The organism is Aerosakkonema sp. BLCC-F183, assembly GCF_041929145.1.
Classification (GTDB): domain Bacteria; phylum Cyanobacteriota; class Cyanobacteriia; order Cyanobacteriales; family Aerosakkonemataceae; genus Aerosakkonema.
This window is the reverse complement of record NZ_JBHFNU010000041.1, coordinates 1-15,258: the sequence shown is the minus strand read 5'-3', so window position 1 is coordinate 15,258 and position 15,258 is coordinate 1. Positions and strand designations below refer to the sequence as shown.

Annotated in this window: 19 protein-coding genes; 6 read left to right on the top strand and 13 right to left on the bottom strand. The window is 45.2% G+C overall.

Going from position 1 to position 15,258, the window contains the following annotated elements; translation table 11 throughout:
• Positions 1–6 precede the first annotated feature (6 nt).
• On the top strand, positions 7–741 hold the full coding sequence (locus ACE1CD_RS10565; RefSeq protein ID WP_374799364.1) for a phosphatase PAP2 family protein: 735 nt from the start codon (positions 7–9) through the stop codon (positions 739–741).
• A gap of 9 nt (positions 742–750) precedes the next feature.
• On the opposite strand, the gene ACE1CD_RS10560 is transcribed toward ACE1CD_RS10565, so the two are convergent.
• The 5 genes from ACE1CD_RS10560 to hemW all read right to left on the bottom strand — a co-directional run bounded on the left by ACE1CD_RS10560 (position 751) and on the right by hemW (position 5,409).
• Positions 751–1,209, bottom strand: a complete 459-nt coding sequence (locus ACE1CD_RS10560) for an MgtC/SapB family protein (protein WP_374823782.1) — start codon at positions 1,207–1,209, stop codon at positions 751–753.
• Positions 1,210–1,431: 222 nt separating this feature from the next.
• A complete protein-coding gene (locus tag ACE1CD_RS10555; RefSeq protein ID WP_374823780.1) occupies positions 1,432–2,433 on the bottom strand; it encodes a hypothetical protein in 1,002 nt (333 codons plus the stop codon).
• A 21-nt stretch (positions 2,434–2,454) separates the two neighbouring features.
• Positions 2,455–2,850 carry a hypothetical protein gene (locus ACE1CD_RS10550; protein WP_374823777.1) on the bottom strand — a complete coding sequence of 132 codons (396 nt, stop codon included), beginning with the start codon at positions 2,848–2,850 and terminating at the stop codon, positions 2,455–2,457.
• 120 nt (positions 2,851–2,970) lie between these two features.
• A complete protein-coding gene (locus ACE1CD_RS10545) occupies positions 2,971–3,909 on the bottom strand; it encodes a bestrophin family protein (RefSeq protein ID WP_374823774.1) in 939 nt (312 codons plus the stop codon).
• A 243-nt stretch (positions 3,910–4,152) separates the two neighbouring features.
• The gene (gene hemW / locus ACE1CD_RS10540; protein ID WP_374799354.1) at positions 4,153–5,409 is read right to left on the bottom strand and encodes a radical SAM family heme chaperone HemW; all 1,257 of its coding nucleotides are present in this window, start codon (positions 5,407–5,409) and stop codon (positions 4,153–4,155) included.
• Between the two features lie 508 nt (positions 5,410–5,917).
• Here hemW and ACE1CD_RS10535 point away from each other — a divergent pair.
• Complete coding sequence (locus ACE1CD_RS10535; RefSeq protein WP_374799352.1) at positions 5,918–7,003, top strand: PIN/TRAM domain-containing protein; 1,086 nt, start codon at positions 5,918–5,920, stop codon at positions 7,001–7,003.
• A gap of 91 nt (positions 7,004–7,094) precedes the next feature.
• Here the strand turns inward: ACE1CD_RS10535 and ACE1CD_RS10530 are convergent, their stop codons facing one another.
• On the bottom strand, positions 7,095–8,342 hold the full coding sequence (locus tag ACE1CD_RS10530; protein WP_374799690.1) for a VWA domain-containing protein: 1,248 nt from the start codon (positions 8,340–8,342) through the stop codon (positions 7,095–7,097).
• A gap of 423 nt (positions 8,343–8,765) precedes the next feature.
• Between ACE1CD_RS10530 and ACE1CD_RS10525 the strand changes: the two genes are divergently transcribed.
• The 3 genes from ACE1CD_RS10525 to ACE1CD_RS10515 all read left to right on the top strand — a co-directional run bounded on the left by ACE1CD_RS10525 (position 8,766) and on the right by ACE1CD_RS10515 (position 10,875).
• Positions 8,766–9,455: an ATP-dependent Clp protease proteolytic subunit gene (locus ACE1CD_RS10525; protein ID WP_190462227.1), complete on the top strand. Its 690-nt coding sequence runs from the start codon at positions 8,766–8,768 to the stop codon at positions 9,453–9,455.
• A 33-nt stretch (positions 9,456–9,488) separates the two neighbouring features.
• A complete protein-coding gene (locus ACE1CD_RS10520) occupies positions 9,489–10,109 on the top strand; it encodes an ATP-dependent Clp protease proteolytic subunit (RefSeq protein ID WP_374823771.1) in 621 nt (206 codons plus the stop codon).
• Between the two features lie 127 nt (positions 10,110–10,236).
• On the top strand, positions 10,237–10,875 hold the full coding sequence (locus tag ACE1CD_RS10515; RefSeq protein WP_374799348.1) for a DnaJ domain-containing protein: 639 nt from the start codon (positions 10,237–10,239) through the stop codon (positions 10,873–10,875).
• A gap of 58 nt (positions 10,876–10,933) precedes the next feature.
• Here ACE1CD_RS10515 and ACE1CD_RS10510 read toward each other — a convergent pair whose 3' ends face one another.
• The 6 genes from ACE1CD_RS10510 to ACE1CD_RS10485 form a co-directional block, all read right to left on the bottom strand.
• On the bottom strand, positions 10,934–11,719 hold the full coding sequence (locus ACE1CD_RS10510; RefSeq protein WP_374799346.1) for a C39 family peptidase: 786 nt from the start codon (positions 11,717–11,719) through the stop codon (positions 10,934–10,936).
• 262 nt (positions 11,720–11,981) lie between these two features.
• Positions 11,982–12,107, bottom strand: coding sequence for a hypothetical protein (locus ACE1CD_RS10505; RefSeq protein ID WP_374823769.1), 126 nt, complete (start codon positions 12,105–12,107; stop codon positions 11,982–11,984).
• Positions 12,104–12,802: a DUF2834 domain-containing protein gene (locus ACE1CD_RS10500; protein WP_374823766.1), complete on the bottom strand. Its 699-nt coding sequence runs from the start codon at positions 12,800–12,802 to the stop codon at positions 12,104–12,106. The genes ACE1CD_RS10505 and ACE1CD_RS10500 overlap by 4 nt, the downstream gene beginning before the upstream one ends.
• 449 nt (positions 12,803–13,251) lie before the next feature.
• A complete protein-coding gene (locus ACE1CD_RS10495) occupies positions 13,252–13,695 on the bottom strand; it encodes a retroviral-like aspartic protease family protein (RefSeq protein WP_374799340.1) in 444 nt (147 codons plus the stop codon).
• Positions 13,696–13,770: 75 nt separating this feature from the next.
• Positions 13,771–13,899 carry a hypothetical protein gene (locus tag ACE1CD_RS10490; protein WP_374823762.1) on the bottom strand — a complete coding sequence of 43 codons (129 nt, stop codon included), beginning with the start codon at positions 13,897–13,899 and terminating at the stop codon, positions 13,771–13,773.
• A gap of 210 nt (positions 13,900–14,109) precedes the next feature.
• Positions 14,110–14,271, bottom strand: a complete 162-nt coding sequence (locus tag ACE1CD_RS10485) for a hypothetical protein (RefSeq protein WP_374799332.1) — start codon at positions 14,269–14,271, stop codon at positions 14,110–14,112.
• 66 nt (positions 14,272–14,337) lie between these two features.
• Between ACE1CD_RS10485 and ACE1CD_RS10480 the strand changes: the two genes are divergently transcribed.
• The gene (locus tag ACE1CD_RS10480; RefSeq protein WP_374823759.1) at positions 14,338–14,607 is read left to right on the top strand and encodes a hypothetical protein; all 270 of its coding nucleotides are present in this window, start codon (positions 14,338–14,340) and stop codon (positions 14,605–14,607) included.
• Between the two features lie 341 nt (positions 14,608–14,948).
• On the opposite strand, the gene ACE1CD_RS10475 is transcribed toward ACE1CD_RS10480, so the two are convergent.
• Positions 14,949–15,258, bottom strand: a 310-nt coding sequence (locus ACE1CD_RS10475) for a hypothetical protein (protein WP_374823755.1), incomplete at its 5' end; no start/stop codon positions are given.

Here is a 15,258-nt window from a genome sequence, read left to right as displayed (position 1 = left end):
TTAATCATGCCGATTAACTTTCTGCGCGACCTGGCTAAACGAATCATCCCAACTTGGCGGCAGTATGTAACTCCCAAGCTGCTGCCACTCATCTCTACCATACCGATTGGAGGGCTGATGGTGGCGGCTTTGTCGCTGTGGGGATTTGCGGCGATCGCAGACGAAGTTTTGGAGAAGGAAACGGACAAACTAGACACATCGATTTTGCTGACTATCAGGGAGCTGCATACGCCCGTGCTAGATCGAATTATGCTGGGAATCACGTTCCTGGGCGAGCCGGAAGTTTTGCTCATGTTATGTATTTTAGCGATTATTGCGCTGCTGATTCTCAATCGCACAGCCCAAACAACAATGCTGGCGATCGCAGGTTTCGGTGCGATCGCTTTAAATTATTTGCTCAAAGACTTATTTGCTCGTACCAGACCGGCTTTGTGGGAACGCACCCTGGATGTCACCTCCTACAGCTTCCCCAGCGGACACGCCATGATTTCCCTAGTAGTTTACGGCGCGATCGGCTATTTGCTCGCCAGTCAATTCAAAGCCCATTCGCGATTGATTTTTAGCTTGACAATTTTCATAATAAGTGCTATAGGTTTTAGCCGTCTTTATTTGGGAGTTCACTGGCCTACAGATGTGGTGGCTGGATATGCGGCGGGGATAGTATGGTTGCTGGCGTGTATGCTCAGTCTAGAAGTGTGGCAACGAAGGAAGTCAGTCAGCGTTTCCGCTTCACAAAAGTAGGGCGCTTGACTAAACGTGAGGCTCGAATTTCTTTAAAATTTTCAGAATCAACCAAGATAAGGCAGCGCCAATTAAGCTCAGCTGCCACAGTCCGCAACCGGCAGCAATTCCCAGCGCCGCCGTCACCCAAATAGCCGCAGCCGAAGTAAGTCCGCGAATTTCAGCCAAACCTGAGTCCGGCTCTCGACCCCGTAAGATTTCTCCACCACCCAAAAAACCAATACCCGTAGCAACTCCTTGAATCACCCGAGCGATCGAATCAGCTTCGTTTTGCGCTGTACTGAGTTGGATAGGTATCAAAACAAATAGAGCAGCACCGAAACTTACTAACATATGCGTTCTCAAGCCAGCTGGTTTGTGGCGCTGTTGGCGTTCCCAACCGATAATAGCCCCAACAAGCAGAGAGAGACTTAGCCTCAAGATGAGACTAAGCCAACGATCTGGAGGAAGAGAGAGATAGTTTGTCACTCGATGCAAGGATTTTGGATGAGAGGATTAGCTCCGCAACGATAGGACGGAGCTTGAAATTAAGAAAAATTTTTTTTGATGATTACCCTTAGAATGAGAGCCTTGAAAGACTTTTTCGGCCATGCCATTTCCGATCGATCGCGTATGGCAACGAGGTAAAGGCAAAAGGCAAAAGTAAAAAGAAAATATTATTTTTTTTGACTTTTGACTTTTGACTTTTGACTACTTATCCTCCAACGGATAAAACTCTCTCGTGTCTGCTGAGTATTCCCAGGCAATTCCTTCCGGATCTCTGCTGCGACTCCACTCGGAAAAGTCCGGATCGTCTCTGCGTTTGAAAACCGTGCTGGAATGAACGTCGAGTCGTCTGGCAAGTTCGGATTGGATCAGAGATTGCAGAATTCTGTGTTTTTTGGGAATCGGTTCTGTCGATTTGCCCTCGTAAGGCAGTTCGGGCTCTTCTGGGGGTTTGAGCGGTGCTGCTGGTGGTTCCGGCGCAGGGGCTGGAGAGGGCTCTTCTGACAGGTTGAGCGGTGCTGGTGGTTCCGGCGCAGGGGCTGGAGAGGGCTCCTCTGGCAGGTTGAGCGGTGCTGGTGGTTCCGGCGCAGGGGCTGGAGAGGGCTCCTCTGGCAGGTTGAGCGGTGCTGCTGGCGCTTCCTCCTGCTCTTCTATTGGTGGTTTTTCTGGTTCCTCCTGCTGTTCTATTGGTGGTGACTGGGGTATTTCCTTCACCTCAGTGACTGGCGTCGGCTCATAAAGAAACTCTGCTAGCAGTGGCAAAGATTCTCGAACATCATCGGTAGATGATTCATTCTCCAGTTGAGGGCTGGGGGTGCTGTCGTCAAATATACCCCCCAGAGTTTTGGCGGTAATAAAGAAATACGCCGTGCCCTTATCTTCTATATCTCGAATCTGGGCACCGAATTCCTCAGCTTTAAAATCTAAATACCGCTTGGCTGAAGCCCCAGAGAGGTTGGCCTTGATTGACAAGTCCAGTGGGGTAAGGCACCCTCGATTTTCTTGAATGAGCTCGTGAAAGAGCGGGTCAAGTTGCTGGCTCCATTTTTGCCATTGATAGCGCTGCCAAACACTGTAAGTTCCGCCCAAGGCTACCAGCGCTAGCAGCACTGGCCAAGCTTTGAACAAAATCACAATTGCCAGCGCTATGGGAAGGATGAGGATGAGAACGCCTCTGGCGCTGTTATCTATTGCTTTTCCAGCCATGTCTATTGTTGCAAATTCACTTCATGGCAATATCGATCTTAATCTTTGCAAAAATTGGGATCGATTATTTGCCCAGTTTAAAATTGCGACTTGCGATCGCCCCAAACCGGATGGCGGTAAGCTAGCTTCATATAGAGACAAAGCAGGGGCGAGGGGGAGAGGGGCAAAAAGAGAGCTACTTGTAACGCCGCTTTGCCAGGAGTACTGGGGAAAGCCGATGAGGTAAGCACCCAGTCCAGATGCGATCGCAGTAGTAATTCGCACCGGCACAATACTGAAACTTTTGACAGCATTAGCCAGTTCCCCTGTCAGCGCCAGTTTGATTTCCCAAAGGAAAATCGCGACATTGAAACCGATCGGCAAGTAATTGACGATCGGCTTGCAGCGACTGGGAATGTTATCGCCAAGGGGAATCATTCGATCGCTAGGGGCTATAATAAGGTGTTTTAGGAATTAACAACGCCCTCATCGCCAAGGCGGCTGCTATAATTCCAGTGGCATCGCAGTTGATATCATCTAGTCAGATTTATAGTTTTTTTATTTAACATCGGCATACTCCAAATTGCTCGCGCTAGGTTCGAGCGCCATTAAATCGTTCATATCTCGTTGAATTAAGTTGCATATATCGTCTAAAGGGATATCGTTTCTATCCTTACCGAACGGATCTTCTATTTCTATTCCTATTTCTTCAATACCAAACAATGTATAACTTATCAACATCACACAGGGGGCAGTTAACCAGCCAAAATCGGTAACCATTTTAAATGGTAAAGCCAAACAATATATTAACAACAATTGTTTGAGGTGAATTCCATACGCTAGTGGCAGGGGTGTTGTCAGAATACGATTGCAGCCGATTACAGATTCTATCATAGTGTTCATCAAAAAATTGATGGCATTTAACTGAGATATTTCCAGACAGTTTTTCAGAAAAAGTTTTTGTAAATCGTCCCCCATCCAATAAGCAATCTGCAAGGCGCTATTATTTACATTTTTGAGATTTTCGTATCTTTCATTTGACATCAATGGTTCCAACTCGCTGTTTATACTCTCTTGACGCAAGTGCAATTTTGCAGCTACAGCAAAAGCAGCCAATAATTGCAATATCGACTTTTTTAAGTCTCGATCTTTTGGTTCTTTTTCTTCAATCAATACCCAAACTTGCCGCCCTATATTAAGAATTGTAGTTGCTATAGTTCCCCAGTATTTACGACCTTCCCAAAATCGCTCGTAAGCTGTATTTGTTCGGAAAACTAATACCAAACCTAAGACAACACTCGGAACAACAATGTCCAATTTTCTCCAATAGTTTGGTATATGTTCTTGAGGTAATAAAGAAATAATCAATGCAAAAATACCGCAGATGATTACCCGAGGTAAAATATTTGGTATTACCGACTTTTGAAAGTCTAAAGCTGTGCCAAACCAAGATTTTTTTAGCCCTGTACTAATCATAGACGCTCCTATTATTTGCAAATGAATTTATTGGGATGAATCTCCTGTACTGTCTCAGCCGATCGCGCCAATTTATTTATTGGCTGAAATGTTTATTGGCTCAACCATTTGTCTTTCCTATAACCCCCGATCGCTTGCCCAAAAAACAGGATTTTCCACCACAAGTATGCTAAATCTATGAATTTCAGCTTTTCCCATATTTTTCGGTAACTCTATCAACCTAAATATTGTTTATAAATAGCCAGTGACAATCAGCTATTTAGTTCATTGGAAGCGCTCGAACAAAGCAGCCAGAATAGTGTTAGAAAACAAGAATCCTTCCGGGTCAGTTAAATGTAAATGCCCGCAATTGGGTAAATCTTGGCGATCGTAAATATCAACTGTTTTGCCATCTATATCGACAAATTGTACCCAACCTTGCCGATGGTAAGGCTGCAAACACTTCCAGATTTCCTCCAAGGTTTTTTCACCAAACTGGCGAGTTAAGGCTGACAGGTTCAACCCTTCGGCTAAACGTAAGCCCAACATCAGAGTTTCTAACAGAATATCACCAGTTGAGGCTGGTTGACAATCGATCGCACATCCAGATTTTACCCATTCATAATATTCGCGTCTTGTGCGCCCTCTTGTAAACCGCTGTCCGCCTAGATAACTTGCCGCACCCATACCAAAACCGTAAAAAGGGCGATTTTCCCAGTAAACTCGATTGTGGCGACATTGATGTCCGGATCGGGCATAATTAGAAATTTCATAATGCCCATACCCAGCACTCGTCAGCGCTTTTTGAGCTAACTTGTACATTTGAACAGTCATATCGTCGCTAGGCAAAGGCTGGCAACCTGGTTTATACTGACGCGCAAAGGCAGTCCCCGACTCAACGATCAGATCGTAAACAGAGATATGTGTGGGAAAAATATCAATCGCCGTTGCTAAGGAATTTTGCCATTGCTCTAATGTTTGATGAGGTAGCCCGGAAATTAAATCTATACTGAATTCTGGAAAACCGACTTGTCCGATTAAGTCAACTGCTACAAAAATATCAGCAACGGTGTGCGATCTCCCCGCATATTTTAACAGTTCATCCTGAAAAGCTTGCACTCCCAAACTGAGCCGATTTACCCCAGCATGACCATATCCCTTTAAGTTTGTCAAATCAAAAGTGCCTGGGTCAACTTCCATTGAAATTTCCGCATTGGCAGCAATGCCAAATTGTTTTTCCAGTACTGCCAAAATGTGACCGAGTTGTTCTACAGATAGTAAAGAAGGTGTACCGCCACCAAAAAAAACTGTTTCTAGGGGTTTTCCCAATGCTGTTGAAATTTCTATTTCTCGACACAGCATTTCTACATATTCCACAATTGTGCCAGAGCGATCGCCACGTCCTTTATCTCCAACTAGAGAAACTGGGAAATCGCAGTAATAGCAGCGCCGGCGACAAAAAGGAATGTGAATATATGCGGATGTGGGGATGTCGAAATCTGCGATTTGCCATTTTGTTAGAGATTCTAGCTCAGTACTCATGGTAGTTTTCATAGTATCTAATCGTGCCGTTAAAGCAGGTCTGATTTTTTTCAGTTTAGATCTTTGTTTGCGATCGAGTTTGGGGGACACCTTCTCGGCCAACCCAGGTTTGGGGTTTGGGGACTGGTAATTCCTTATGTAGCAAGCATTTGGATAATTAATAAGTTTAACTTATAACCAGAACCGGAGTACATCTGAATTGGCAAAGCTGAGGCATGGCCTTAACTCCTCGATCTCATAATTTAATCCCAAATTTGCAGTAAAACGCACCCATAGGGGTGTAATCCTTAACTACTTCATTAAAAGTTGTAAATTAAATCAATTAAATTTGTAAAAATAACGCGGAAAAGTTGAGACTATAGGCTTTTTGGAAAACAAATAGGGAAGAGAGACAGGCAGAACATAAAAGATATAATAGAACGGTACAAATCTCAACTGCTGAACTTGATTTTAATCGTTCTTTAACCCCCAAGGGGATGAAGACTCGCATCCTACTCAGCTTAAAACAATGCTAGACGCAATCATTATTCTTTCATTCATTGCAGCGGGGGCTGGGATCGGCTTCTATTTCATTGACTTGTTACCAGACTGGGCGCTGGCGCAAGTGACCAATCTGCAAGGTTTGCGATCGGTTACTGCCGGATTTGGCGCTGTCGGTGGCATAGCAGTGGGACTATTCGTTCAGACTGCTTATCGGCGCTTAGAACGAAAAGTCCGGGAAATGCCGGTAGAAGTCCTTCTGACTCGTGCCGTTGGCTTAGTGCTGGGGCTGCTAATCGCCAACTTGATGCTGGCACCGATTTTTTTACTGCCCATTCCTACGGATTTTTCGTTTATTAAACCATTAGCTGCCGTTTTGGGGAGCGTGATGTTTGCCTTTTCTGGCATAACGCTTGCGGATACTCACGGACGAGCTTTCTTGCGGCTGATCAATCCTCACACGGTCGAAACGCTGTTGGTAGCAGAAGGCACTCTCAAGCCAGCGGCTACCAAGATTTTAGATACCAGTTGCATTATTGACGGTCGCATTGAAGAACTGTTGGGCACGGGTTTTATCGAAGGTCAAATTCTAGTGCCTCAGTTTGTGTTGCGGGAATTACAGCAAGTCGCCGATGCTTCCAACGATCAAAAGCGAGTGCGGGGGCGTCGAGGCTTAGAGATCCTGAACCGTATGAAGACCAGTCACTCAGAGCGGATTGTGATTCACTCTGCCGACTACGAGGATATTCCCACGGTGGATGCCAAGTTAGTGCGTTTGGCGCAAGAAATTAATGGCACTCTACTGAGTAACGATTACAACCTCAGTAAAGTGGCCAGCTTGCAGAAAGTACCGGTATTGAATATCAATGACATAGCGCAAGCGATTCGTCCCTCTTATCTGCCCGGTGACAACCTAGACATCAAAATTCTCAAGGAGGGCAAGGAACCCAGTCAAGGTGTTGGCTACCTGGATGACGGCACCTTGGTTGTGGTGGAAGAAGGCAGCAGATATGTGGGCAGCGAATTGCGGGTGATTGTCACTTCTGCTTTGCAAACTTCTGCTGGTAGGATGATTTTTGCCCGCCCCCAGGCCGTTGATGTCATTAGTCATTAGTCATCAGTCATTAGTCATTAGTTAGCGGTGAGTAGCGATCGACCGAGACGAATGACAGATGACTGATGCACGATGAACAATGGCTGAGAAATTAGGAGTCGCTCTGCAAAATGGTTTTGGAGACGATGCGGGTTTTCTTGCGATCGGCTTCCGAAAGTTGTTCTCCCGATTGCAGACGGGTGGCATTGGTTTGCAGCACGGTGGCGGCACTTTTGTCTCCCATTTGCAGTGCGGTTTTGGCAGCAGTTTGCAGCATGGTGGCGGCACCAGAGCGATCGCCTTGTTGCAATTTTGTCTCTGCAATTTGAGTTTGTCGATACTTCGCCAATGCCAAAATCGATTTTTGCACTTTTGGGTTGAAATTCGGTTGGTAAACGCCCAGGAAATTGGCATCCACTGACACAATCTCAGACAGTAAAGCTTCCTTACCCTGTCCCGGATCGTCATAGCGAACTTGCAAGTTCACTACAGTTTGCCGTCCCTCTGGCATTTGACCGATGTAGAGGTTGGCCAGGATAATCCGTTCTTGTTGCTTCATCAAGTCACCCAAACGGACGACAAATCTGTCCCCTTCCTGTTGTACGGGCAATTCGATCGTATCCGGAGCAACTTGAGCTACGGGTTTGAGTTCTGCAAACCGCACCTTGGGCATGAGTTGGAACAGCAGATAAGCATTAGTCAATCCCACAGATTGAATGCGGTTGAATAGGCGACCGAACTCTTCCACCACTCGATCGGCTCGTTCTATATAAGATAAGCTGCCACCACCGGCATCGGCAATTTGTTCTAAAATATCTTGGTTCCAGTGAACGCCGAATCCCAAAGTGTTGACTGTCAGTTTGTAACCGGCAGCTAGTTCGGCCAATTTCAGGCATTTTTCGTTGTTGCCGTGTTCGTTTTCGCCGTCAGTCAAGAGAAATGCTTGAGAAATCGTATCCCTTTTGCCTTTAGCCATTTCTTCAATGCCCAAGCGCAGTCCTTCATCAATGGCAGTACCGCCGTCAGCTTTGAGTTGGTTAATTTGTCGTTTGATGGCGGCTGGGTCTTCGATCGCTTGATTGGGGATGAGAACTTTGGCGCGGTGATCGAAGGCGATTACAGAAAGGCGATCGCCCTCTTTGAGTCGATCGACCAAGCGGGAGGCTGCTTGTTTGACTGTTTCCAGGGGACGCCCGCTCATCGAACCGCTACGATCCAAAATCAGACACAAGTTTAGGGGTATATTCTCTACTGTTTCGCCTGGGTTAGCAAAAACGGAAATTTCTAACTGACGCTGACTCGTCGGTTGAGCGGCGTCTATGTTGCCATCATTCAATATAGGTTGCAAAGCAACTTTCATCATCCCAAGCTCCTATATAAGCAGTAATATTATTTATCTCACGCCAAAACTATGACGTTATGTACCGATCACCAGGATATCCGATCCTGGGTAATCGCATTTATAGCAACAGCCAAGGCGGTTAAGGCATTCTGAATTACTGAAACCCTTGATTCTAAACACTTCTTCCCCTATTCCCCAGCCCCTAACCCCTAGTCCCTAGCTATAAACAAGGACTTGACAAAATGTCCTAAATGCAATTCATCTAAAGTCCGGTATCTGTCATTCAACTTGCCCGCTCGACAAGTCCAGAGATGCTTCCATTTGCGATTGACAAACCCCCCGATCGGGTGTTGGTATTACTACTGGCCGTGCCGCAACGACGTACCCAGAGCGCGTTACCATGAAAAAACACTCTTCCTTATTTGGGCGATCGCACGACCTATGGACTCACCTATCAAGGCTGTTCAAGCTCCGTACTATGGAGATGCCTTTTACAGAACACCTCCTCCAGATTTACCTTCCTTAATGTTAAAGGAACGAATTGTCTATCTGGGACTGCCCCTATTTTCTTCAGACGAGATCAAAGCTCAAGTAGGTGTAGACGTAACCGAGTTAATTATTGCCCAACTGCTGTTTTTGCAGTACGATGACCCGGAAAAGCCGATCTCGATCTACATCAATTCTACGGGTACTGCTTGGTATGGCGGCGATGCTATAGGCTTTGAAACCGAAGCTTTTGCGATCTGCGATACCCTCAATTACATTAAACCTCCAGTTCATACCATCTGTATCGGTCAAGCGATGGGTACGGCGGCAATGATTTTATCCGCAGGTACGAAAGGGTACAGGGCCAGTCTGCCTAACGCGACGATCGTACTGCACCAAGCTCGCACTCGCGCTAGAGGTCAAGCCACAGATATTCAAATTCAGGCAAAGGAAGTTTTGGCGAATAAGACGGCGATCGTTGATATTTTCTCTCGCAATACGGGTCAACCGCCAGAGAAGATCTCTAAAGATATGGATCGGATGTTCTACATGACTCCTCAACAAGCCAAAGAATACGGTTTGATCGATCGGGTTTTGGAAAGTCCTAAAGATCTTCCTCAACCAGTGCCCGCTCTTCGCGGTTAAAGTTCTATTATTCACTACAAGGAAGAAACTTTTATGCCGATTGGTATCCCCAGAGTACCCTACCGATTCCCTGGCGAACCTTTTACCCAGTGGATTAATATCTACGAACGCCTTGCTTTGGAAAGGATTGTTTTCTTAAGTGGAGAAGTCAGTGATGGGATGGCTAATGCCATTATCGCCAGACTGCTCTATATGGATTCTGACGACCAAAGTAAGGATATTTATATCTACATCAATTCTCCTGGTGGTTCGGTGACGGCGGGTTTGGCTATCTACGATACCATGCAGCACGTCAAATCGCCGATCGTCACTATTTGCGTGGGTTTGGCAGCTTCGATGGGGTCTTTCTTACTCGCTGCTGGGACGAAGGGGAAACGCTTGGCTCTACCCCACTCCCGGATTATGATCCACCAACCGTCTGGCGGTACGCGGGGTCAAGCTACCGATATTGAGATCGAGGCCAGAGAAATTCTGCGGATTCGCCGTCAGTTGAATGATATCTACGCTCAGAAGACGGGTCAGCCTCTGCAAAAGATCGAGAAAGATATGGATCGCGACTTTTTTATGTCTGCTCAGGAAGCCAAGGAATATGGCTTGATTGATAAAGTAATTGAGGAGCGATCGGCTGAAACTAGAACCCCGGTAGTTGCATAATTTTAAGGGAGAGGGATAGGGAAAGGGTTAAAAAAATTTGTGGAATTTGCCCTTTTCCTCGATCTTTCTCCCATGAAGCTGGAGGTTGGCTTTGCTATCATCGGGATTAAGTTTAATGCCTAATTAGATGAACCGGGCGGATTGCTATCGATTACTGGGGTTGGAGTCTGGAGCCTCAATGGTTGAAATTAAGGCGTCTTACCGTCGTTTGGCACGCCGCTATCATCCGGATGTCAACCCGACGGATAAGCAAGCTAAGGATAAGTTTATTGCGATTACTGAAGCTTACCAATTTCTCCTCAGTGTTGTGAAGGAGACGGGAATTTCAGAAGCATCGAGTCAACTCCAGACGCCACCAACTGCTTCTGAGTCGGCGAATGTGTCGTCGTCACCACCAAAGTCGTCACCACCAAAAACGAAGGTAACTCGTAAGGAAAAGCCTCAAGAACCTGAACCTCAGCTATCGGAAATGGAAAAGCAGCTGAAGTGGCAATCTTACGATCAGTTGGAGCTGCTGTTGAAGGCGCAAAGGTTTCCGCGTGCGATCGCGTTGGTCGAAGGTTTGGCCCAACGCTTGCCGCAAGATCCGGAAGTGCGTCAGTGGCAGGCAATTACTTATCAACGCTGGGGTCGTCATTTAGTTACTCAGGGAGAATTGGATAAAGCGAGAATTTATTTAAAAAAAGCTTTACGCACAGACCCCCACAATCGTTCTCTTTGGTCGGAAGTGGAACGAGATTTTCGGCGGATCGAGCAGGTTTATTAATAGCTCAGAAACCGGGTTTCTTGAAGAAACCCGGTTTCTCTATAATCTCAAAAAGGCTTTATTTTTTCTCTGGAAAGTGCGCCCAGGTAGTGTCGGGGCCGGTATAGCTTTTGGACTTGAGCAGATTGTAGGAGTAATGCAGGTTTTCTCCTGTCATATCTGTTCTGTAGCCAGAAGCAAAGTACTCGCCGTAGGGATCGTTAACAAAGAAACCGGTTTCGTCATAACCGCGTAGAACAATTATATGTCCTGCGCCTGTCAATCGACCTGAGTAAATGACGGGATTTCCGTTGGCTAGGTGAGCCTTGACTTCATTCCAAGTTGCTTCTGTTTTGAAGACGTCGTACATCTCGTATTCCAGGAAAACTTTCACTAGATTATCGTGAACGTGACGATCCCATCCATTACGTTTAATCAGTTCAAACAATTCGTCTTCTAGCTGCTTATTCCGACGGGCTGGTCTAATACCATAGTAGTACAAACACATGGCCACGCTGGTGACATTGCAAGTTCCCGCTGGTGAGTATCTGTTATTGAGTTGACTGAAGTAAGGAACGGCTAAACGTACTTCTTGGGGCAGTTTGTCATTGGGGCTGAATTTACCGATGCGTTTAATACCATCGTCGCCAATAATTTCTATGTGTTCTTGGTAAGCTACCCAAGTGTTTCTAGCTTTAAGAAAAGTGTTTTCTAAAGAGAATCGCACATGACTTCCTATGTCTTTATAGGCGCTGATGTCGAATACTCTACCGGCATCAACATTTACTTTTTGATCTTCGGGTAGTTCGAGCGCCTGTACGGGGGATTGCTTGAATACAGTATCTTTAATAACTTTAAGTTTCATGAGCTTCTAGCCAAATCAGCTATTTACCGATCCCAAAGTTTGGCTAGTCCATCAGGAAAAATGCGAAATTTTAGTGTAAATTCTCAGTCAAACACTAACCGCGCCAAGTCAAAAGTTTCCAGGTGGTTATGATGGCGGTCTAAATTTTGTCTTTCGCTGAATTAACTTTTGTTTTAAATCCGATCGCCAGCTTTTTTTGGGATAAGCGTGACTGTATAAATACCTTGTTTAGGTATGATTGCATCCGTAAAATTACGGCGATTTAACTGGAAATTAAATAAGTATATGCGGGAGTAATTGCAATTAAATGTAACGGCTTTTCCGGATGGGGAATGGAAAGTGCGATCGCCAAATCGTAGGGTGAGCATTGCCCACCCCAGTCGCTCACAGTTTTGAGCTAGTTAGAGAGGCCATTTGGCGAGCTTCTACTACTTTTGGACTGATTTCTGGCAACGGTGGACGCAGGCAAAGATAGAGTAGTGGCCCAAATAAGGGAAATAAGGCTACTGCCCAATAAATTCGCCGATCGTCAATACCCCGACGCGCCATATCGTCATCAAATAATGTTGCGATCGGAAATACCAGACACATCAGGCAGAAATCGATACTGATGAGGTGAACGAAGTGCTGAGTTTGAAACTGCTGAATGTAATCTACCCAATCGCCAGCAATTATGGCGTAAGCAAATAAGGCAATGGTACTTAATAGGAGCGCAACGCCTGTCGATCGCTTATCTAAAATTCTCAACAATTTATCTTTTTTACCGGAAAATTCCTGATGGCGATCGCGCAAGAATAAATAAGGTAAAAGGCAAATTACTCCCGTTCCGTTTGCACCGACAAAATAAGGCCATGCCCGAAAATTTTGCATTCTGCCATCAAAGAACATCAGGCAAGCAAAAATCATCGGCCAAACACCCATCAGGCTGAATATGACTGCTATAATGGCGTTAACTTTACCCCACTGGAGTGTTAAGAGCTTTTGAACTAAAGGCCATGTGTCCGGTCGATCGAGAGGAGCCAGCCACATGGTATAGTTTACAAATAGCAGCCAGATCGAAAACAATGCAATTCTTCTGCTCATAATCTTCACCAATGAGTTGACTTTACTCATACCAAATTGGTTGGGTTTAGTTCGCTGAACCCAAATGTTATTTGTTGGGTTTGACTGTCGTTCAACCCAACCTACGGCTGTAGGGTGGCGGAGGTAGCTGAACCCAAATGTTATTTGTTGGGTTTGACTGTCGTTCAACCCAACCTACGGCTAATTAACATTAAGTTAGACACAGAATGGGTTACGTCTATCTTTGGTCAAGTTATGGTTTGGTGTTCCAGACTGAGATAACCAGTGACAAGAGCTTTTTGCACAACTTCACGAATAGAACCACGATTAAATTAACCTTCGGTAAAATAATTATAATTTGAGTATTATTGCATTAAAATTGATTCCCAAATCCGATCGCTGACTTACTGGCGCTCGACCGAGCGATCGCATTTTGACTTGTGAGTAGAATCGATGCGAAATTCACATCCCTACAAAATCGTTAAATAAGTTTCGGTTGGACTGATGGGTAACGGCTTTAAAGTTTGATTTTTCAAATCGATTTCTAACCCCAAAGCTTCTAGAGGAATCACTCCCAAAAGCGGATCTCCTCCTCCTGGTAGTTCCAAACACTCGAACGTTCCTTCGCGATCGAACATAGATATGGTGGCATCTCGGAAAATTCGCGCTTTACCAATCCCCATTGCTGTGGCTACGTCTACTTCTTTGAGTAGCTTTAGTCCCAGTTTGGCGATCGCTTCCGGCGGTAAACACAAGGTAGTTGCTCCTGTATCTACCAATACATTTTTGAGCGTTATAGACCGAATTTGTTCTGGTGGTATCACCCCCGCTTCTGCCAAAATTTCGTCAGCACGATTAACGATTGTCAGAGTTGCAAAAACTTTTCCCATTTCGGTGTTGCTTTTAACTTGCATATTTGCCTCCTACTGAATATTCGGAGTTGTTACCTTCTTTAATTATACCATTTTTTGAACAATTAAACAATATTTTTATTCTGGCGATCGCACTTCGATTAATTCCTGGTAGGCGATCGCTTTTTCGCTAACTATCAACAGTTCGATCGCACTTCGATTAATCCCCAAAATCGATAATGCTACGCATCCCTGGCGCGATCGCACTTTTTCATTGAGGCGTTAGAAGGTTTAGATTCTGGAACGAAATATATATTGTGTAGGGGCGAAGCATTTGGGCGACAATTCATAACTCAAATTCAAGATCTTTCTGTCCAAATGCTTCGCCCTGCCAAGGTCTCTATCGGCATACATACCTGTGAAGATTGGCGAGTATTCCAACCTGATGGAATTAGAATTGTTGGGCCGCCGTCTGTGTTATCGCTTCTTAGTTGAGTTATTTGGGTATTGGTTTTTGAAAGTAGCGATCGCACTTTTTCTTTTATGCTCGATCGCTTCAAAGTAGAGTAGCGATCGCACTTTTTCTTTTATGCGCGATGATGGCAATGCGTACCGTAGATAATTGCATTCCTTTTTCATCGATCGCTTACTTTAAAAATTTTCTGTTGCTGTTTGCGTTTGGGCGAAATAGTCCACTAGAATAAATTGACAAAAACAACGAAATATGTATTTTGTAGGGGCGAAGCATTCGGGCGACAATCGATCGCCATCTCCAACAATTTTTATCTCCGAATGCTTCGCCCTGCCGACGACGGCGACAATCGATCGCCATCTGCAACAATTTTTATGTCCGAATGCTTCGCCCTGCCGACGACGGTGACAATCGATCGCCCATCTGCAACAATTTTTATATCCCAATACTTCGCCCTGCCGAGGTCTCTGAACGCGACGTGCTTGCTGCTGCTGACACGATAGTTCTTCCTTATCGACTCTAGCATAACAAAAAAAAATTAAGCTGTCAAGCGGTTGTTTCCATCTCTTTTTCCGACTATTTTTCCTTCCCTTCCCTCTAGAGCGCCAGTCCAGTAGAATAAATTGACAAATAAGAACGAAATATGTGTTATGTAGGGGCGAAGCATTTGGGCGACAATTTATTACACAAAACCCAAGATTTTCTGTCCAAATGCTTCGCCCTGCCGTGGTCTAAAGCCAAGTCTACATTATATTCCTTTTGTCAATCTCTTTTACTGGACTGACGCTCTAGTCGGTCTCGACAGTTCTGACTGATGCTATACCCGTTTGCGTTCGGCAAAATCTTATAGTAGCGCCACTACATTAAATCGATTAGCTGCGATAAACTGGTTAGCTACTTCTTCTATATAATTATCTCTCGATGACCATATCCCAGACAAAGGTAATTGACCGGATGAAGATTTCCTAGATATGATTTTCGGCAATTGGGGTAACATTTTACTTCCCCAAGCGGCGGGTTTTTTGGCTTTTGGTTGGGGTTTATATCTTTGACAGAAACCGCGATATTTTTTCGCGCATTCGTCTAAGGATTTACCCAAAGCGAGAAAAGCGGGATGCCATTGGGTGAGTCCGTCGGTGGTAAGTTGGTCGTAT